18 protein-coding genes are annotated in these 20229 nt (G+C 53.9%); 12 read left to right on the top strand and 6 right to left on the bottom strand.

Translation table 11 applies throughout. The features are described 5' to 3' along the window. Positions 1-13: 13 nt before the first annotated feature. From HPY30_05135 to HPY30_05165, 7 genes are all read left to right on the top strand, one after another. A complete protein-coding gene (locus HPY30_05135) occupies positions 14-925 on the top strand; it encodes a DUF58 domain-containing protein (protein ID QYZ65420.1) in 912 nt (303 codons plus the stop codon). An 8-nt stretch (positions 926-933) separates the two neighbouring features. Then, a complete protein-coding gene (locus HPY30_05140) occupies positions 934-1416 on the top strand; it encodes a DUF4381 domain-containing protein (GenBank protein ID QYZ65421.1) in 483 nt (160 codons plus the stop codon). After that, positions 1409-2449, top strand: coding sequence for a VWA domain-containing protein (locus HPY30_05145; GenBank protein ID QYZ65422.1), 1041 nt, complete (start codon positions 1409-1411; stop codon positions 2447-2449). Before HPY30_05140 ends, HPY30_05145 begins: the two co-directional genes overlap by 8 nt. Then, entirely contained in the window at positions 2442-3467 is a 1026-nt protein-coding gene (locus HPY30_05150) for a VWA domain-containing protein (protein QYZ65423.1), read from the top strand. The genes HPY30_05145 and HPY30_05150 overlap by 8 nt, the downstream gene beginning before the upstream one ends. Further along, a complete protein-coding gene (locus HPY30_05155) occupies positions 3464-5002 on the top strand; it encodes a tetratricopeptide repeat protein (protein ID QYZ65424.1) in 1539 nt (512 codons plus the stop codon). The genes HPY30_05150 and HPY30_05155 overlap by 4 nt, the downstream gene beginning before the upstream one ends. A gap of 99 nt (positions 5003-5101) precedes the next feature. Beyond that, positions 5102-6814, top strand: coding sequence for a hypothetical protein (locus HPY30_05160; protein QYZ65425.1), 1713 nt, complete (start codon positions 5102-5104; stop codon positions 6812-6814). 517 nt (positions 6815-7331) lie between these two features. Then, positions 7332-8312, top strand: coding sequence for a polysaccharide deacetylase family protein (locus tag HPY30_05165; protein QYZ65426.1), 981 nt, complete (start codon positions 7332-7334; stop codon positions 8310-8312). On the opposite strand, the gene HPY30_05170 is transcribed toward HPY30_05165, so the two are convergent. Continuing rightward, positions 8309-9474, bottom strand: a protein-coding gene (locus tag HPY30_05170; protein ID QYZ65427.1) for an IS3 family transposase whose coding sequence is annotated in 2 segments (ribosomal slippage) — positions 8309-9213 and positions 9213-9474 — 1167 coding nt in all. Because the reading frame shifts where the segments join, the coding sequence is not laid out codon by codon here. The genes HPY30_05165 and HPY30_05170 overlap by 4 nt on opposite strands. A 273-nt stretch (positions 9475-9747) precedes the next feature. Here HPY30_05170 and HPY30_05175 point away from each other — a divergent pair. The 3 genes from HPY30_05175 (at position 9748) to HPY30_05185 (ending at position 13858) form a co-directional block, all read left to right on the top strand. Next, the gene (locus tag HPY30_05175; protein ID QYZ65428.1) at positions 9748-10995 is read left to right on the top strand and encodes an IS701 family transposase; all 1248 of its coding nucleotides are present in this window, start codon (positions 9748-9750) and stop codon (positions 10993-10995) included. Between the two features lie 301 nt (positions 10996-11296). Then, positions 11297-12847 carry a transporter gene (locus HPY30_05180; protein ID QYZ65429.1) on the top strand — a complete coding sequence of 517 codons (1551 nt, stop codon included), beginning with the start codon at positions 11297-11299 and terminating at the stop codon, positions 12845-12847. Between the two features lie 42 nt (positions 12848-12889). Then, the gene (locus HPY30_05185; GenBank protein ID QYZ65430.1) at positions 12890-13858 is read left to right on the top strand and encodes an MBL fold metallo-hydrolase; all 969 of its coding nucleotides are present in this window, start codon (positions 12890-12892) and stop codon (positions 13856-13858) included. Positions 13859-13862: 4 nt separating this feature from the next. On the opposite strand, the gene HPY30_05190 is transcribed toward HPY30_05185, so the two are convergent. Both HPY30_05190 and HPY30_05195 read right to left on the bottom strand, forming a co-directional pair. Beyond that, complete coding sequence (locus HPY30_05190; protein QYZ65431.1) at positions 13863-14303, bottom strand: DUF2384 domain-containing protein; 441 nt, start codon at positions 14301-14303, stop codon at positions 13863-13865. A 122-nt stretch (positions 14304-14425) separates the two neighbouring features. Then, positions 14426-14863 (bottom strand): hypothetical protein, encoded by a 438-nt coding sequence (locus HPY30_05195; GenBank protein ID QYZ65432.1) that lies wholly within the window; start codon positions 14861-14863, stop codon positions 14426-14428. 229 nt (positions 14864-15092) lie between these two features. Between HPY30_05195 and HPY30_05200 the strand changes: the two genes are divergently transcribed. Beyond that, on the top strand, positions 15093-15989 hold the full coding sequence (locus tag HPY30_05200; GenBank protein QYZ65433.1) for a phosphoribosylaminoimidazolesuccinocarboxamide synthase: 897 nt from the start codon (positions 15093-15095) through the stop codon (positions 15987-15989). A 26-nt stretch (positions 15990-16015) separates the two neighbouring features. Further along, positions 16016-16282: an NrdH-redoxin gene (locus tag HPY30_05205; GenBank protein ID QYZ65434.1), complete on the top strand. Its 267-nt coding sequence runs from the start codon at positions 16016-16018 to the stop codon at positions 16280-16282. Positions 16283-16369: 87 nt separating this feature from the next. Here HPY30_05205 and HPY30_05210 read toward each other — a convergent pair whose 3' ends face one another. The 3 genes from HPY30_05210 to HPY30_05220 all read right to left on the bottom strand — a co-directional run bounded on the left by HPY30_05210 (position 16370) and on the right by HPY30_05220 (position 20211). Next, the gene (locus HPY30_05210; protein QYZ65435.1) at positions 16370-17434 is read right to left on the bottom strand and encodes a fructose-bisphosphate aldolase class II; all 1065 of its coding nucleotides are present in this window, start codon (positions 17432-17434) and stop codon (positions 16370-16372) included. A 66-nt stretch (positions 17435-17500) separates the two neighbouring features. Beyond that, entirely contained in the window at positions 17501-18949 is a 1449-nt protein-coding gene (gene pyk / locus HPY30_05215) for a pyruvate kinase (protein ID QYZ65436.1), read from the bottom strand. Positions 18950-19029: 80 nt separating this feature from the next. Beyond that, positions 19030-20211, bottom strand: a complete 1182-nt coding sequence (locus HPY30_05220; GenBank protein ID QYZ65437.1) for a phosphoglycerate kinase — start codon at positions 20209-20211, stop codon at positions 19030-19032. Between the last annotated feature and the right edge of the window lie 18 nt (positions 20212-20229).

Genomic DNA, 20229 nt, shown 5'->3' on the forward strand with positions numbered 1-20229 from the left:
GAAGCGTCTCACCATGAGTCTCTACCCCCATATCGACGACCTGCTGGAACTGCGGCATCAGGCCCATACCCTTGGTCTGGCTTCGCACCACCTGGTCAACTCCAGTTTCAGCGGTCTCTACTCATCAGTGTTCCGTGGCACCGGTCTCGATTTCGAGGAGGTGCGCGAATACCGGGAGGGCGACGATATCCGCAATATGGAGTGGAACGTCACCGCCCGCACCAATGTTCCCCACCTCAAGATCTTCCGTGAGGAGCGGGAACGGAGCGTAGTGCTCTGCGTGGACAAGGGGCCTCACATGAGCTTTGGCACCCGTGGTACCTTCAAATCGATTCAGGCCGCCAAGGCTGCCGCCCTGCTCGGCTGGGCAGCCTCGCGACTCAATGATCGGGTGGGTGGCATGCTGTTCGGCGACGCCGGGATCGGCATGCAGTATATCCGTCCCACCAAGGGCCGCCGCGCCCTCTGGCGCCTGCTACACACCCTTACCACTGAGGGCAGCCAGGAGAAACGACAGATCGACTGTCTCTCCGAAGCATTGCAGAAGGCGGACCGGGGTACCCCCACCGGCTCGCTGATTTTCGTTATTGCCGATATGAATCGGGAGATAGCCGGCCTGGAGCAGACGCTGGGACGTCTTTGCCAACACCACACACTGGTTTTGATCCCGGTAGACGATCCCGCGGAAAGCGAAATCCCTGAGATGGGCAGGGTCACGTTTACTGGACCGGACGGGGAACTGATAGAGATAGATACCCGTGATCAACAGGCCCGTGACCGCTACCGTGAGATCTGGCAGCAGCGCCGCAGCACACTCGAGGCACTCTGCAACCGCCTTGGTGTACCCTTGATGCCCGTCAGCACCGACGAAGAGATCCACATCACCCTGACCCGCGCACTTGCCCGTCACTTCGGCGCGCGCTAGTTGTTGATATGGACTCACTGCGCGACATTCACACAATTGACCCCGCCTCCTGGTGGCCCCTGGCCATCGGCTGGTGGCTCTCCGCCTTGGGCATCGTTCTCTTCGTTCTGCTCGTCATGTGGCTGCTGCGTCAACGCAAGCTCTATCCCCTCGGGCGCTGGCAGAAAGATGCCCGCCGTCGATTGCTGCAACTGAAACGCAAACTCAAAATCCAGGCCACCAAAGAGGTCGCCGGGGAACTCTCTGAACTGCTACGCCGCATCGCCATCGCCCGCTGCGGGCGGCCCCATGCAGCGGCTCTGACCGGGGATGCCTGGTTGCTGTGGCTGAAGAAGAATGACAAATCAGGCTTTGACTGGCAGCAGAATGGCAAACTGCTGCTGCAACTCCCCTACGCCCCTCCGGGACTCGATACCGATCGCGCTGCCCTTGGCCGCCTGATCGATGCCGCCATCCGCTGGGTCAGCAGTGAGGGAGCCTGTCATGTTTGAATTTCACTGGCCCTGGATGGCGCTGCTGCTGGTCCTGCCGTTCCTGATACGACTCTTCTGGCATCGCCCGAAGAGTGAGGAACAGGCGTTGACGGAGGGCAATCAGACCACCCTGCTTCACCCTTCACTCGCGCACCTGCAGGAGGCTTTTCAGACACGCAGCCCCGGCACTCCTGTCAGCGCCCTGCTCTACCGGATCCTGCTCAGCCTGCTCTGGATCTCCCTGGTGCTCGCACTGATGCGCCCCCAGTGGCTCGAACCCTACACGGAGAATCGCACTGCCGGTTACGACCTGATGCTGGCAGTGGACGCCTCCCACTCCATGGACGCCCTCGACTTCACTGTCAAAGGCAAACAGGTGAGCCGCATGCAGGTGGTGAAAGGCGTCGTAGGCAAATTCATCGATGGACGCCAGGGAGACCGCATCGGCCTGGTTATCTTCGGCAGCCAGGCCTATGTATTGTCGCCTCTGAGCTTCGACCGCCGGGCGGTAAGCAGCCTGCTCAACGAGGTGATTCCCACCATCGCCGGCAATGGTACGGCCATGGGTGATGCCCTTGGACTGGGCGTAAAAAAACTGCGTGATCGCCCGGAAGGCTCGCGGGTGCTATTACTGATCGCCGACGGCGAGAACACTGCAGGCACCATCCCCCCGCTGAAAGCGGCACAGTTAGCAGCTCGGGAAGGCATCCGTATCTACAGCATCGGCGTCGGCAGTGATCGTGAAGAGGTACCGATCATGGAGAACGGACGGCTGATCTATCGCAGCGACCTCGGCTTCAATGAAGAGGTGATGCGGCAGATTGCGGAAACCTCCGGCGGCGCCTACTTCCGGGGTACTGACACTGCGGCCCTGGAGAAGATCTACCAGCGTATCGACGAGCTGGAGAAGACCGAAGCAGAGTCCCGCACCATCTTCATTCCACAGCCGCTCTACCATTGGCCCCTCGGCATCGGGCTTATCTGCCTGCTGGTCATGGGACTCTTTCCTGAGGGTCGCAAACGCACCTTGAAGGGAGGTGGCTATGCCTGATGCAGCCTTCCACTTTGCCCGCCCGGAGTGGCTATTCGCCCTGCTTGGACTACTACCCGTGCTCGGCTGGCTGATCTTCAGCGTCACCCGTCCCAGCAAGGGGCCAATCCATCTCTACGCCGATGAGCACTTGCTGCCCCACCTCACCGGCGTACGGGAGCTTGAGATCAATGAACGCTGGGGACGTTTCATCCGCTGGGCACTGTTGTGGATTCTTGCGGTGATCGCCATGGCCGGCCCCCGCTGGGACTACACCGACGTGGAGGCATTTACCCCCGGCAGCGACCTGATCATTCTAATGGACATCTCCCGCTCCATGGAGGTGGCCGACGTGCAACCCTCCCGTCTTGGCCGTGCCCGTCAGGAGATCCAGGATCTGGTACAGCTCAACCGGGAGGTCCGTATCGGCCTGATCGCCTTCGCTTCAGTCTCCCACATCGTCTCACCCATTACGGAAGACGGCCAGAGCATCCTCAACGCCCTGCCCGCTCTCTCCACCGACCTGACCCGGTTGCAGGGCAGCCGTCTGCATACTGCACTGGACAAGGCGGAACAGCTGCTCAAAGGCCAGCCCAGCGAGGGCGGACGCTCGATTCTGCTGATCAGCGACGGCGATTTCGATGAGCCCGATCTGGCCAATCGAGTCAAAGCCCTGGCGGCAGACGGCATACGCCTGCATGTGCTCGGTATCGGCACCAGCGGCGGCGGTCCTGTACCCGCACCTACCGGCCAGAGCGACCTGATGCGCGACCGCGCAGGCAAGATTATCGAATCCCGGCTCAACGAGCCGTTACTCAAACAGCTGGCGTCAACCGGCAACGGCCACTATCTACAGGCAAATTTTCGCGATGATGACAGCCGCACCCTTCTCACCCTTGCAGCCTCCGACGCTGCAGAAGCGGTAGCCACTGATGAGAAGACCAGGATCTGGAACGAGCGATTTTACTGGATGCTGATTCCGCTCGTACTGCTGTTGCTGCCGACTTTTCGGCGCCAGAATACGGAGGGGGGTCTATGAACAGGCGATTCATCCCACTGCTCCTGCTTCTGATTTGTGCCCCCACGCAAGCCGAATGGTTCCGCAACAGCGAACAAATCGCCGAGGACGCCTATCAGCAAGGGCACTATGAAGAGGCGGCAAAGGATTTCAGCGACCCCTATCGCCGTGGTGTGGCCCAATACCGGTCGGGCGACTATGCAGCGGCGGCCGAAAGTTTTGCCGCTGTTGAGCGGGACGAGGTAGAGCAGGATGCACGCTACAACCTGGGCAATGCGCGTTTCAGGTTGGAGGACTATCCAGGCGCTGTCGATGCCTACGAGTCGGTATTGGCAGATGACCCCAAACATGAGGATGCCGGTTACAACCTGGCGCTTACACGGACCCTGATGGCCAAGGAGCAGCTCGAAGAGGATGAGTTGACCGAAGAAGAGAAGGCGGAGCAGGAGTCTGAAGAACAGAAGGAGTCTGGTGAACAGGAGTCCGAGGAGCAGGAGGAATCCGGCGAACAGGAGTCCGAAGAGCAGAAGGAATCCGGCGAACAGGAGTCCGAAGAGCAGAAGGAATCCGGCGAACAGGAGTCAGAGGAACAGAAGGAGTCCGGCGAACAGGAGTCTGAAGAACAGAAGGAGTCCGGCGAACAGGAGTCCGAAGAGCAGAAGGAGTCCGGCGAACAGGAGTCAGAGGAGCAGAAGGAATCCGGCGAACAGGAGTCCGAGGAGCAACAAGAGGGAGAATCGGAGTCAGAGGAACAACAGGAGGGTTCTTCAGGCGAACAGCAGCAGGAGTCCCAATCCGGCGAGCAGAGCGAAGAGGAACAGCAGGGCGAGGGAGAGTCCGAAAGCGAGCAGGAAGGCGAGCAGCAGGGAGAACAGGATCAGGAGGGTTCATCCGAGGACGAGCAGCAGGGCCAGCAGTCCGGAGAGCAAGAGGACGAGAGCGAACAGCAGGATAAAGCGGGTCGGGAGAAGGATGACCCTGAGCAGCAGGGTGAGGCTGGCGAAGAGGAGTCGGAAGAACCCAAGGCCGGCGAACAACAGCAGGACGAAGGTGAAGGCGGCGAACAGGAGGATCGTACTGACCAGGCAGGAAAGTCCGAACAGGAGCAGACCGAAGCAAAGGATGCAGAGGCCAACCAGCAGGATGAACCGCAGGAAGATACTGCCGGAAAAGAGCCATCACCCGAGGAAAAATCTGCTAGCCTTGGAGAATCACCGGATGAAGATTCAGCAGAGCAGGATCAACCTTCTGCCGGCAGACTGGGAGAGGAGAAGCAGGACCCGGAAACACTGCCACAGGGCCAACCAACCCCTGAAGCCGTCGATCAGGTCGACCAAATGGGTGATATGTCGACCCCTGATGCCGACCAACAGCAAGGCGGCGGTCCCGGTGACGACAGCCAATCCCGTATGAGTGGAGGCATGGCACTGATGGAGCAGTGGCTGGAACAGGTCGAAGGCGACCCGGCTCAGCTGATGCAAAAGCAGTTCAAACTTCAGGAGTATGACTATCTACGAAGCAAAGGCGGCCGCGATTTTGAGACGCGCCCCTGGTAGCCCGCAAAATAAGCTGGGGTCGGAGCCGAACAAATTTGACTCCGACACTAATAAATAAAAGATCAAATAAATACTGGAAACCACCGAGGTTCTCAGAGGATGGATAAACGATTGCACGCTTTTCCAAGCATTCTGCTATTGCTGCTGTTGGCAGCCAATGCCGTAGCGGCACCCGGCGGCTACCCCGGTTATATGCCCTGGCAACCCCCGGTCGGCCAGTGGAACTATGCTCCACCGGATCAGCGCAGTAAGGGTACCCCCTCGCCGAAACTTCCCCCGCCAACCGTGCAGCCCCCCTCTTACGGACCTGGTGGCTGGCCGGGCATGCAGCGCCCGGGATACAGTCAAACACCGTACTACAGTCAACAATCCCGCCCGCCTCGCCTGGAGATCAAACTCTCAGGCAGAACCCCCTATCTGCAGGAGAACCTGTTACTCCATCTCAACATCATCAGTGACGGCAACCTCAAAACCGCCTCACCACAATTGCCGCAAACCGACGCGCTCATATTCCAGAAGATCGAGGGCCCCACAGCCAGCTCCCGCACCCGTAAAGGAAATCAGGAGATCGTGACCGGATTTATCTACCAGGTGACGCCTCTGCGCCCCGGAAAGATCGAGATTCCGCCACTTCACGTTACCGGGACACTGGAACCTATGAGTGGATACGGCAGCACTCCCAAGGCTTTCGATGCGATAAATGATAAACCACTGAAACTCAATGTCAAAGATGCCGACCCTTCCATCAATCCCTGGCTGCCGCTTGAACAGTTGACCCTCAATACGAGGCTACCGGAGAACACCCGCTTCGCTGCCGGGCAACCCACCAGCCTGACGATTGAAATCAAGGCCATTGGCGCGTCCGGTAATCTCCTGCCCAGTCTCGAACGCCAGCTGCAAAGCCCAGCCTTTCGGATTTACCGGGAGAAGACTCGCACCCAAACCAAACTCAGCAAGAGTGGCAAAAAAATTCGGGGAAGCCGCACCGAAACCTTCACGCTGGTCCCCCAGCATGGTGGTGACCTGCAACTACCCGAGTTGCGTATACCCTGGTGGAATATCAGGACAGGCATGCCGCAGCATGCCTCCGAACCCGTCAAACCCCTGGCTGTCAGTGGTAGTGGTTTAAGGGGGGAAGGGCTTTTCGGCCTGACCAAGACGAGCACATTTTTTCCAGCCGGCTCCCCCGCCGCTTTCTGGATCCCACTGGCCGTGGCACCGGGTGTTATCTTCGGTTACTGGCTGGCGATCTGGATCGCCAATCGAAAACGTGAGGAGAAACCTCCCGCTGCATTTGCGCCGCTCACCATTGCACTGAAGAAGCCTTTCCTGAACATGGCACCGGCTTTCGCCCCGCTCAGTGAGAAGTTTCGCACCACCACTGCCTGCCTCAATCCAATTACCAAGTGGCAACGGCTGCGCCGTCAACTGGTCGGCATGCTGCCACTGTCAATCCGTTTCTGGTTCTGCGTACGTTGCGTTGATCAGGAAAACGATCCTGACGTCTGGGGCTACACTCTGCGATTCCTGGCCAACAAACATTTGGATATGCCTCCCAGAGCACCCTTTGCGAGCATTGCAGACCGCATCATCAATTTTCAGCCAAGATCCAATCCTCAGCGGGTGCGCAGCCTGATACACGATCTGGATCAGGCGATCTACGGCCACACCACCCTCGATTTTGAAGCCTGGAAACGGGAATTCAAGCGAGAGATACGGCCTGGTATACCGCTGCTCCGCGCTCGACGCAGTGGAAAAAAACAGGGGGTTGATAACCGCCTGCCGGAACTAAACCCCAAGGCGGCAGTGTAGGGCTACAAAACCAGGACTACAGCCAATTCGATGGATTGAATTTACCTGACTTCTTTAGACTTATGACGGGACTGCTCCAGACAGATCAATCACCTCAAAACAAGGTTAAACTCAACGGCCACTAAAAAGTTTTTACACACATTCTGAATTCCAATTCTCCATTTTAGTACACATGCAGTAACCTAAAGTAATATAAAATCCTGCCGCTACAATAGAGACACACCTCAGGCTGTTATCTGAATTTATAATTATTTTCAGTTCGCCACGAGAATCATTCTGATTATTACGACAAGTTACCACCATAATACCTAACAGAGGATGTCAGTATCATTTTGGAGTTCGCCCGGAGAGGGTGGCAGGAGACATAAACAAATATTTCTGGGACAGATACTATTAATCCTCGCCTTGGAATATCCAATATCGTTAAATACCACTGATTGCCTTAAGTTTAAGGAAAAAGATGTATCTAAAACTAGCTATTCTGAAAATATTTCAATGGACGGGAGCCCTCAGGATCTTGCGTTTTTTCAGAAGAAAAAAAATCACGATTTTTACGATTCACGGCGTCATGGATACCCATGCGGAAGATGCCTCATGGGAACCGCTTAGACCACAACTTTCGCCTGAATATCTTGAACGAACCCTCAAGCTCTTTAGTCGCTATTACAACTTTGTCACCTTGGATGAAGCGATTGCAATACTGAAAGGACGGCTGCCCGCAAAGCCCAACTGCTGCGTATTTACCTTCGACGATGGTTACAGAAATAACGCAACCCATGCACTGCCCGTGCTGCAGAAATATGGTGTTCCTGCCGTCTTCTACATCACTACCGGCCATACCGAGGAGCAACGCCCCTTTTGGGTCGATCGCCTTGATTATGCACTGCAATTTGCTGATATCAACGGTAAAACTATCCGGCACAAAGAGACCGAAATCACCATCGACAATTCCAGCAGACACGCATTGTCAAAATCATTTGCTCGGCTGCGTAGAATTCTGAAACATGCCGATATGCCGGATATCGAGATGCGTAACTACTTCGACCAACTGGCGGGATCACTTGAAAAGCAGAGTGGAAGAAGCATCAACCAGATCATGATGAATGACCCTTGGTCTTCCATTTTGACTTGGGATGAAGTAGTCGATGTCTCACGTACCAATGAAGTCACCATCGGCAGCCATACCGTAGATCATGTTCGGTTAGGCCAGACGGAGGCTGAAGCATCGCGGGACCAGGTCGTCAGATCAAAAAAGGCAATAGAGAAGGCCATAGGGGAAAGCTGTCGTCATTTCTGCTACCCAAACGGTAGTTGGGACCAACAAGCAGTCGATATACTCAAAGAGACCGGATACACTTCAGCAGTAACGACCGATGTGGGCGTCAACGATCCAGGTGATAACCTCTTCAAACTCAAACGGTTCTCCATTTCAGGAAATAAGGATCCCCTCTTTTTGTTGGCCATTGACGTGGTCAAGGATTTTGTTACACCCAGTTAAGCCGCTTTTTTCTGCGCCATCATTTGCTGCTCAAAATCATTCGGACTCATATAATCCAGGTATGAATGCAGCCGCGTACTATTATAAAACATGGAAATATATTCCAATATGTCCTGCTGGGCTTCGTAACGTGTCTGGTAGCTTCTCCAATGCACCCGTTCCTGCTTGAGGCTGCCAAAGAAGCTTTCCACTACAGCATTATCCCAGCAGTCACCCTTCCTGCTCATACTGCCATTGATATCATGGGCTTTGAGTAACCGCCGAAAAGCCTTGCTGGCATATTGAGAACCACGATCTGAGTGGTGAATCAATCCGCCCTTCGGTCGACGTCGCCAGATCGCCATTTGCAATGCATCACAGACCAGCTTTGCCTTCATCCGGGAACTCATGCTCCAGCCGACCACTTTACGTGAATACAGGTCTATCACTACCGCCAGGTATAACCAGCCTTCCTGGGTCCATACATAAGTCACGTCCGCCGCATAGACATGATCGGGCTGGGCCACAGCAAACTCTCGCTTGAGCAGGTTGTTAAAAACCGACTGCTGGTGGTTACTGTTTGTCGTAACCTTATATTTCCTGCGCTGACGCGCCTGTACATTGGCTTCACGCATTAACTTCCTTGCCTTATTCCGACTCACCGGATAGCCCAGGACATTCAAGGCTTTTTTCATTCTGCGACTGCCATAAGTGTAGTCTGAACTCTTGGCGATATCCTCAACCCACTCCAGCATCTCCTGATGTATTCGGTCTGGCCTGTTACCCAAGCCCCTTTGATACTGGTAGTAACCATTACGACTCACACCCAAAACCTGACATTGCAAGCTGATTGGATAGGCATTCTTATGCTGGGTGATGAACGAATATTTCACTTCGTTTCTGCTGCAAAGAATACCGTTGCTTTTTTTAAGATTTCTTTCTCCATCTCAAGGCGTTTAACCTGAGCCTTGAGCTTCCTGATTTCTTCCTGTTCAGAACTCAACTTGCCATTGCCTCGAAATGCCTGCCCATCTTCTGCCTGATGTTCTTTCACCAAGCGCCCCAGCATTTGGGCATTGATGCCCAGACTGTTTGCTGCTTCCCTTCGAGTATATTCCTGCTCAAGAACCAGACTGACCGCGTCTAGCTTGAATTCCTTCGAATATTTCTTTCGTTCTTTCATTTTTCTACCTCAGTTAATTCTACTTTGTCAGATTAGATCTATAAGTAACTCACTGAATAATATAAAATATATGCTGTGAATTTCTTGGCAATCATCGTAAGGAAGAGCATCAAATGACAAGCACCAAGGTCATTTGAATTACCTGATACGCGCATAAGTAGAATCGATCGCATAGCGGAGCGATTCCAACGTTTCCAGTACCGCTTTGAATCCCATTTTCGAAGCAAGACGAGGTCGGTGTTTCAACCGGTCACACACTATCTCAAAGGCCTGATGCAAGCGCAGAGAAAGAACATGGAACGCATGGAAGAGGTGGTTGCAGGCGCAGATGATCAGCGTCTCCAGCATATGCTCACCGAGTCCCCGTGGGATCATCGTGCGGTGTTAGACCAAGTGGCGCTGGAAGCCGATCAATGGCTGGGTGGAACCGCGGATACCTGTCTGTTGCTCGATGAGAGTGGCCTTGCCAAGAAGGGTAAACATTCAGTGGGGGTTAAACGCCAATGGAATGGCCGCCAGGGCAAGGTGGATAACTGCCAGGTTGGTGTATTCGCAGCACTGGGTAAAGGGCACTTGTCCACGCTGATAGATGAACGTCTCTATCTACCCAAAGAGTGGGTATCGAACCCGGCTCGCTGTCGCAAGGTGGGTATCCCGGAAGTTGAACGGAAACATCAAAGCAAGTCAGAGTTGGCGCTGGAGATGGTGCGTCATCAGAGGACGCTTGGCCTGCGTTTTGCCTGGGTGGGTGCAGATGGGGGATACGGGAAGGATCCGGCTTTTCTGAGGGGTTTGGAGGCGATGGGTGAAACCTTTGTGGTGGACATCCACAAAGACCAACAGGTCTACCTGGAAGATCCACAGCCGTTCATACCGGAGAGCACGACAACGCGCGGTCGTCGTCGAAGTCGTCTGCAAGCCCAGGCAGCCCGTCTGCGCGTTGACCAGTGGCTCAATGAGCAACGGGACAGCGAGTGGCAGCAAGTGGTATTACGGGATAGCAGCAAGGGCAAACTGCGCGTCGAGATCCTGCATCATCGGGTTTGGCTTTGGGATGGAAAAGAAGCCCAGGCACATCAATGGCACCTGATTGTACGACGAGAGGTCAATTCACCGGAGACGATTAAATACACCTTGTCGAATGCACCGGAAGAAACGCCATCCCATTGTCTTGCAAAGATGCAGGCGCAGCGGTTCTGGGTTGAGCGTTCGTTCCAGGATGGTAAGAGTGAATCAGGTCTTGCTGATTATCAGGCCCGTAAATGGAAATCCTGGCATCACCATATGGCCTTGGTCATGATGGCGATGTTATTCATGCTCGAAGAGCGAATTGTGCAAAAAGATGATCACCCCTTACTCAGTTGTTCAGACATCGAATCGCTATTGCGTGCCTTCCTGCCACGGCGAGATATTGAACGCGATGAAATACTACGGCAAATGACGAAACGGCATCGTAAACGACAAGCGGCTATCGACTCCCAATATCGAAAACAGACGCTGGAACAGTCGGTTGCCGGGTGATGGAATCTGACAAAGTAGAATTAAGTCAATGATGCTTAACTGGGGTGTACCTGTCCATTGGACCACGTCACATTGCATCCGGACTTCCCCATTGATCCATTATTGAGGCGTGCTCCCGGATTTTCAATCTGGTCGGTGTTATGCTCGATCACCACTACCAGCGTAGAGCCTAAAGTCTATTTTTCAGCGCTGGAACATTTGTTCAAACAAACACGCTTCCAATCGGCGGTAGAATTGACCATGCTCCCGTCCCGATCCATGCTTGGCAAGCGAAACGATTCTTTGAAAATGGTATAGCGCAGTGTCTGACTCAACAAATGAAAAAAAAGAGGATGTTTCAGGTCGCGACAGAATGATCTGGAATGTCATCACCAGCTGGGCGGGGTATCTTGTCTTCATCGTTGCGGGATTCGTCATGCCCAGAATGATAGACAACAACATCGGCCAAGAGGCGCTGGGTATCTGGGATTTCTGCTGGTCCCTCGTAGCCTACATGCGTCTTACCACTATGGGCTTGGGCGCTCAATTGAACCGCTATATCGCCAAATACCGAGCCAGCGAACAGTTCGACGAGATGCGCGGTACGATTTCCACCATACTGGTGATCCAAGCAGGCGTCGCAGCCATTGTGCTGGCCATACTCGCAATTATCTATTACATCATACCTATCTTTTTCGCCGAAAAACTCGGTAGCAACCTGGAGATGGCTCAAGGAGTCATGTTATTTCTGGGTGCGGCTTTTGCCTTGGAGATGGCGTTGGAACCGGCCAAAGGGATCATCACCGGCTATCACCGCTGGGGGATGCATAACGCTATCAGTTCAGGGTTTTACTTCATTACGGTAGTAGGCATGATTACCGCCCTGGTGATGGGCGGAGATCTCATCAGCATCAGCATCATCTATTTCGCCGTCACCCTGTTTGGCGAAATCATCCGCATGATCTACGCCCGTCACCTCTGCCCTGAATTGAGATTTACTCCCCAGTATGCAACCTGGGAGCGAGCCAAAAAACTGATCCACTTTGGCGGAAAAACTTTTGCAGCCTCGATAGTACCGATCATCATGCTGCAAACGACCAGTGTCTTTATCGTCAGCAATCTTGGACCGGCAGCCCTGGCTGTGTTTACCCGGCCAGTAGCAATCGTCAGACACATAGAGACGTTCGTGCGTAAATTCACCTATGTCCTGATACCCACGGTAGGTGCGCTTCACGGTGCGGGTAAAACCGAAGAGCTGAAAGAGCTTATGGTTATTACTGCACGCTATGGGGTTGCGCTCACTGCACCATTCCTAATCGCTTTTTTCATCTACGGCGATGTCATCATGACAGTCTGGATGGGCAGTGAATATATCAACACGACGCTCATTCTCGTATTAGTCATCGCCTACTTCCTGCCAATTTCGATGGATCCGTTCTACCGGGTGCTGATGGGAATAAACAAGCATGGCTTTGTCGGAAAGTGGAGCATCATCATTACTTTTGCTTCACTTATTATCGGCATTTCCACACTCAATACCATTGGATGGACCTTGGAAGGAGCATCGCTCTTAATTGCCGTACCGACCTTCATTAGCTTTGGGCTTCTGGTTCCCTACCACGCCTGCAAGGTTTTAAATATCCCTCTCAGCACTTTCATCGTGAAGGTATTCTTTATCCCCCTGCTGTCAGTCATACCCTTTACACTTTGGCTGCTGTTGGTACGCCATCTGCTGGATGACCGTTTTGTTGAAATCCTGATTTACGGCAGTTTGGGAGGTGGCATTATCCTGTTCATCATCTACTGGATCGTGCTCTTTCCCAAACCCTTTAAAACAAAGATCACCAAGCGTATCCTCGCGTTAGCAAAATAGCGGCGGTAACATCCAACCACAGGAAGGCTATCTTCACTGAACATGGGCCATTCTCCCTATCAAACGCTAGAGTACGCCATAACCTGTATCGACACAGGTTATCAACGGCCAGATCTCGCGGCCTGTTACATGATCGAGGCGCAGGGGGAGTTGGCTTTTGTCGATACAGGCACAACCTATACCCTGCCTGTTATTCTCAAGCTGCTGGAAGCCCGTGGACTAACCACCGACCAGGTGAAGTACATCATCGTGACCCACGTTCACCTGGATCACGCAGGGGGTGCTGGCGCACTGATGGAAAAGTGCCCCGAGGCGCAGCTTGTCGTCCACCCTTTTGGCACCCGCCATATGGTCGACCCGACAAAACTGACTGCTGGCGCCACTGCCGTCTACGGAGAGGAACAGTTCCGCAAAGCCTTTGGCCGACTGATTCCCATCCCACGGGAGAGAGTGATTGAGGCATCCGACGAGATTATGATCGAACTCGGCGGCAGGTCTCTGCTCTGCCTCGATACCCCTGGCCATGCCAGGCACCACATCTGCATCTATGACGACAGGAGTAAAGGACTCTTTACCGGCGATACCTTTGGTCTCTCTTATCGGGACCTGGATACCTCCAAGGGTGCATTTATTCTGCCCACTACCACACCGGTCCAGTTCGACCCACCAGCCTGGCAGGCCACATTAAGCAGACTGATGGAGATAAACCCATCCAGCGCTTACCTCACCCACTATGGAAAAGTGAACGACATGAACCGTCTGGCAGATGACCTGCACCAGGCTATCGACAGTTTTGCAGAGATTGCCCTGACTGTGGAAGCAGAGAACCGCATAGCTGGAATCCAGGAAAAATTATGGGCATGGACCTATAACGCGCTTATGAAGCACGGCTGTTCGCTAGGGGAACCCCGACTCAAGGCACTACTGGCCATGGATATCGAATTGAATGCCCAGGGGCTGGATGTCTGGCTGCAACGCAGGGAGAGGGAACAGGCCGGGCAGCCAAGATGAAGCCTTACCCTGAGATATTCCTGCAGGAGGTGTTCTTCGACCCACTCATATCCCAGGCGTAAGTGCAGTCAAGGTGGCAAAGTACATTCACCAACCCACGTTCACCGCCTTCGATCATAACCGCCAAGGGTGAACGCCTTTGTAACTTGGTATTGCGCTGTCGCATCCAGCGCCGCCCCATATCCGGATTCATTGGGTAGGTGGTACGAAGCGCATCATTTATACGGATCAGATACTCAACTCGTTTGGTGATGCCTGGGTTGTCAGGCAAGGGCTGGTCGTTAAGATATCGTGCCATATGACGAGGCTTTCCTTCCAGATCCAACAGCGCCATCATCTCTTCCGCTCTGAGTCCCCAGTTTTTCAGCATGTTCAGCACGCCACGCGTCATCTCCAGACGCTCATCCAAAGACAACTTCCCGTTTTCTTGCGCTGTTTCGTTCATAGCCCAACCAAATGTCACTCGTGAATTTATTACCTGCCAACAGGATTGTTAACGGCAGTCTAACACGGGAAAACGGGCTTATTTCCCACTAACCAGACATGGATTTACAGGATCGGAAGGCGTTAGGCGCCAAACAGATTCCGCCACCAGCGCTTCCTATTTCCAGGAAGCACCTGGGTTGATGGCAGATCAACAGGCTGGATCTTGCTCATCACCCAACCCGGCAGAGGGGGATTATCACTATAACCACAGGAGACGCCCAGGTTATTGGGATCATATATCTTAACGAACGAGGGTGTGGTCAGATCGTCCGCATAAACAATGCCGCAGTAATCCTCATCATGCTCTTTTCGCAGCAGTTCATCGATTTCAGAGATAAATCGATTGAAGCCATCCGCATCAACCACCCCGGAGGGAGGTTGCTCGCCGACCGCATAGATATACCACCCCCCGCCGGCATCCATACGCAACACCTCCCATAAACTATCCAGATGGTGCCAGCGTAATGCTGAGGTAAAACTGCCACGAAAGACACGAAGATAGTCGTTCTCTTCATTCATGATTTTTCGACTCTAACAATCCGCATGTGGATTTCCTGGGATTAATACTCATCTCGGTTTCAACAATCTGTCTGTATCCGTAATTTCTGCACAGTTACTACATACCACGCGCTGAATCCGGACACACTTCTCAGCCGAAAATACGATTTGCATAGGAGAAACTGTGAGTATGGGAAGAAAGCTGATGTTGAGCGGGTTATAATACAGTTTTGTTAAACTGACAAGCGCCATGAACAAAGCTAATAACACCCTGTTTGAATCCAATCTCACCGGCCTGGAACAAGTTAGCCGGGGGAAAGTCCGCGATATCTATGCTGTCGACGATAATCATCTGTTGATCGTGACAAGTGACCGTCTATCGGCATTTGACGTCATTCTGCCACAAGCCATACCCGGCAAGGGTGAGGTGCTGACGCGAGTGGCAAATTTCTGGTTTGAACGGACCAGAGATCAGGTACCGAACCATCTGTCTGACATCCCCCTTGAATCGGTCATCCCGAACGCCAACCAGCGCTCTGTACTGGGTGACCGGGCAATCGTCGTACGCAGGCTCAAGCCTCTGCCGGTCGAAGCTATCGTCAGGGGTTATCTGATCGGCTCCGGCTGGAAAGATTATCAACGCAGCGGAGGGGTTTGCGGTATTCGACTGCCGCAAGGACTGCAGCAGGCCGACAAACTGCCTGAGGCAATCTACACTCCATCGACCAAGGCCGAAGTGGGTGAGCACGATCAAAATATCAGTTTTGAGAAGACCGTAAACCTGATCGGTAAGGACCTTGCCGGGCAGGTACGTGACCTGAGTCTTGGTATCTACACAGAAGCAGCCGACTTTGCCCGCGAGAAAGGCATTATCATCGCCGACACCAAATTTGAGTTTGGCCTTGATGATCACGGCACCGTACATCTGATCGATGAAGTACTGACCCCTGATTCATCCCGTTTTTGGCCCGCAAGTGAATACCGCCCCGGCATCAGCCCACCCAGCTTCGACAAACAGTTCGTGCGCGACTACCTGGAAACCCTTGATTGGGACAAAACCCCACCGGGTCCTGAATTACCTGAAGAGATCATTCGAAAAACCGCAGAGAAATACCGGGAGGCGGAGAAGCGTTTGACCGGCGCCTGACCGACTGGGAATAGCTGTTGAATCCTATGGTGAATAACAATTCAAACACCGCCAAGGTGGTAATCTACACGACCCAGCGCTGCCCCCACTGCAAGCGCGCCAAAGAGTGGCTGAAGGCTAACAAGGTGCTGTTTTTGGAGTTTGATGTGGGCAAGGCCGGAAAAATGCAGAAACGCTTTTTCAACATGGGAGGGCGAAGTGTGCCGATGATCGTGGTCGGTGACCTGCAGTTGCCTGGTTTTGCCCCAAAGCAACTCAAGCAGGCGCTTGAGCATGCAGGGATACTTGCCTGAGCGCTACGCTACTCGTACCAAAACCCAATATTTCAGACACAAAAAAGGGGCGTCAAACGCCCCTTTTCCTACCTTGAATCCAGCCGATCAGCTGACTTTCGGATCCAATTCTCCACTCGCATAGCGACCAAACATAGTCTCCAGAGAGGTCGCGGTCATCTTGGAAGCCATACCGGCAGAACCGAATGCCTCGTAGCGATTCTTGCAGATATCGGACATACCTTTAGTCGCTTCCTTGAGAAACTTACGTGGGTCGAAGTTGCTCTTGTTCTCTTCCAGATGTCGACGGATAGAGCCCGTGGAAGCCATACGCAGGTCGGTATCGATGTTGACCTTGCGCACACCGGATTTGATACCTTCAACGATTTCGTCAACCGGCACACCATAGGTCTGACCCATGTCGCCGCCGTAGCTGTTGATGATCTTCAGCCAGTCCTGGGGTACGGAAGAAGATCCATGCATGACCAGATGGACGCCGGGGATGCGCTCGTGAATCTCTTTCACGCGGTCGATACGCAGGATCTTGCCCGTAGGCTCCTGGGTGAACTTGTAGGCACCGTGGGAAGTACCGATTGCGATGGCCAGTGCATCAACTCCTGTCTTAGTGACAAAATCAGCAGCCTCATCGGGATCGGTCAGCAGCTGATCCATGTCCAGCTTGCCTTCGGCACCGTGGCCATCTTCTTCGCCCATCATGCCGGTTTCCAGTGAACCCAGGCAGCCCAGCTCGCCCTCAACAGAGACGCCGCCAGCGTGAGCCATATCGACCACATTCTTGGTGACCTCTACGTTGTACTCATAGGTGGACGGGGTCTTGCCGTCGGACATCAGAGAACCATCCATCATGACCGAGCTGAAGCCGGACTGGATGGAACGCAGACAGATGTCCGGAGATGCACCGTGATCCTGATGCATGCAAACCGGGATGTGGGGGTACATCTCGATTGCAGCCTCGATCAAGTGGCGCAGGAAGGGTTCTCCGGCATAGGAGCGGGCACCGGCAGAACCTTGCAGGATAACAGGGCTGTCAACCGCATCTGCCGCCTGCATGATGGCGTGCACCTGTTCCATGTTGTTGACGTTGAACGCTGGCAAGCCGTAGCTGTGCTCAGCGGCATGATCCAGAAGTTGGCGCAGGGAAATCAGGGCCATGATAGCCTCCTTGAGTTGGTTTCTATAACTGGGTTAAACGCTCGGCAAGAACCCGCAGGTTCTTGCCTAATTCTCTTTGGGCAGCACATGCTCACCCACTCGCATCACTTTCATGATATTCGTTTGGCCTTCAACACCGGAGCGATCCCCCTTGGTGATGATTACCAGGTCGTTCTCGCGAACTTCACCTCGGCGCAGCAGTTCGTCGATAACTTCTTCATTGACCTCGCCCATGTTGGTGCTGGCGTCATCGAAACTGACAGGGTAAACGCCACGGTAGAGCGTGACTTTTCTGCGGGTCTCCACATTCCGGGTCAATGCATAAATCGGAATGCCTGAACTAATTCTGGACATCCACTTGGATGTGGAACCCGACTCAGTCAACGCAGCAATTGCCGTCACGCCGAGGTGGTTTGCAGTGTACATGGTCGCCATTGCAATGGCTTCATCCACGCGTCCGAAAACAGAGTCGATACGGTGCTGGGAACGCCGCACGATTGCCTGTTTTTCAGCTTCGACACAGACACGATCCATTGCAGCTATGACCTTGTGGGGATATTTACCCACAGATGTCTCGGCTGAAAGCATCACCGCATCCGTACCATCCAGCACGGAATTGGCCACATCAAAGACCTCGGCACGAGTCGGTATCGGGCTATCGATCATCGACTGCATCATTTGGGTCGCTGTGATCACCACGCAGTTCATCTTGCGTGCTATTTTAATCAGGTTCTTCTGTACTGCAGGGAGCTCCGCATCACCAATCTCCACCCCCAGGTCACCGCGTGCAACCATGATGGCATCAGACACCTCAATGATCTCTTCGATGCAGTCCAGTGCTTCGGCCCGTTCAATCTTGGCGATGATGCCGCCCTTGCCGCCTGCTTCTTCCAGAAGTTTGCGCGCCTCGCTGACATCATCTGCGCTGCGCACGAACGAAACGGCTAGATAGTCAGCATCGACCTCCGCGGCGAACTTGATATCGGCGCGGTCTTTTTCCGTCAACGCGGGAGCCGACAGACCACCGCCCTGTTTATTGATGCCTTTGTTATTGGAGAGTTTGCCGCCGACAACAACCTTGCAGTGAATCTCCTGGCCATCAACCTCGGAGATCCAGAAAACAAGCGCGCCATCATCCAGCAGCAGGGTATCGCCACGGGAGACATCATTGACAAGATCAGGATAGGTCAGGCCGACACGGGTTCCATCACCATCCGTAAGCGGGCAGCTCGCATCGAGTATAAATTCGTCTTCCTCGTCCAGCACGATGTAATCGTTTTTAAACCGGCCAATACGAATCTTGGGACCCTGCAGATCGCAAAGTACGCCGACCTGCCTGCCGCTCGCACGGGAACGATCCCGAATCCGCTCAGCCCGATCCAACTGAGAATCATGCGAATCATGCGAAAGGTTGAGCCGAACGACATCCACCCCCGCACTAATGATCTTATCCATCATCTTAGGGTCGTCGGTTGCCGGCCCCAGGGTTGCAACAATCTTAGTTCGTCTTGGCATAACGCTCTTTAGCTAAGTTTCAGCGACAGGATCATGATCGGGCGACTGCCCGATGGTGCTTGATTACCGCTTCAACTTTGTTATTCAGTTGCCCTTGCTTCAAGCATGGCAACCGCAGGCAGGGTCTTGCCTTCAAGGTACTCCAAAAAAGCACCGCCGGCAGTGGAGATGTAGGTGACCTTGTCGTAAATATCATATTTCTGGATAGCGGCAATCGTGTCGCCACCACCGGCCAGGCTGAAACAATCGGAATCGGCAATGGCCATGGAAACCGTCTTGGTGCCCGCGCCGAACTGGTCGAACTCAAATACGCCTACTGGGCCGTTCCAGACAACAGTACCGGCTTTGGCGATTATATCAGCCAACTCCTTGGCGGAGTCAGGACCAATATCGAAGATCATGTCGTCATCTTCCACATCACCTGCGGCCTTCAGAGTGGCCTCAGCAGTTTCGCTGAACTCTTTACCGCAAACCACATCTGTGGCGATCGGAATATTGGCGCCGCGCTCCTTCATCTTTTCCACCAGCGCCTTGGCGGTGTCTACCAGATCGTCCTCACAGAGAGATTTACCGACGTTGTTATCCATAGCCTTGAGGAAAGTATTGGCGATACCACCACCGACCACCAACTGGTCCACCTTCTCGGAGAGCGCCTCCAGTACAGTCAACTTGGTAGAGACTTTTGAGCCACCGACGATGGCTACCATGGGGCGAGCCGGATTGGCCAGCGCCTTGGCCAGGTTGTCCAGTTCACTGGCCAGCAGCAGACCCGCACAAGCAGTGGGCGCAAATTTGCCGGCACCGTGAGTTGAAGCCTGTGCACGATGCGCGGTACCGAAGGCATCCATTACGAACACGTCGCACAGGGCAGCGTATTTCTTTGCCAGGTCTTCGTTGTCCTTTTTCTCACCCGCATTGAAACGTACGTTCTCGAACAATACGACTTCACCATCGGCAACCTCTGGAGCGCTGTTCAGGTAGTCCTGGATCAGACGGACGGTGGTTCCGAGCTTGCTGGACATGTCCTCGGCAATGGGCTGCATGGAATTCTCAGCATCCACCTCACCCTCTGTAGGACGGCCACGATGGGACATGACCTGTACCTTGGCGCCTGCCTTGACGCAGTGTTCGATGGTCGGCATGGAAGCGGTAATACGAGCGTCGGAGGTAACCTTGCCGTCTTTGACAGGTACGTTCAGGTCGGCGCGGATAAGGACGCGCTTACCGGCGAGATCGAGATCGGTGAGCTTGATGAAAGACATGGTGGCACTCCGTAAGTT

It is taken from the genome of Gammaproteobacteria bacterium (ex Lamellibrachia satsuma) (genome assembly GCA_019623805.1).
In the GTDB taxonomy this organism is placed as follows: domain Bacteria; phylum Pseudomonadota; class Gammaproteobacteria; order Chromatiales; family Chromatiaceae; genus QGON01.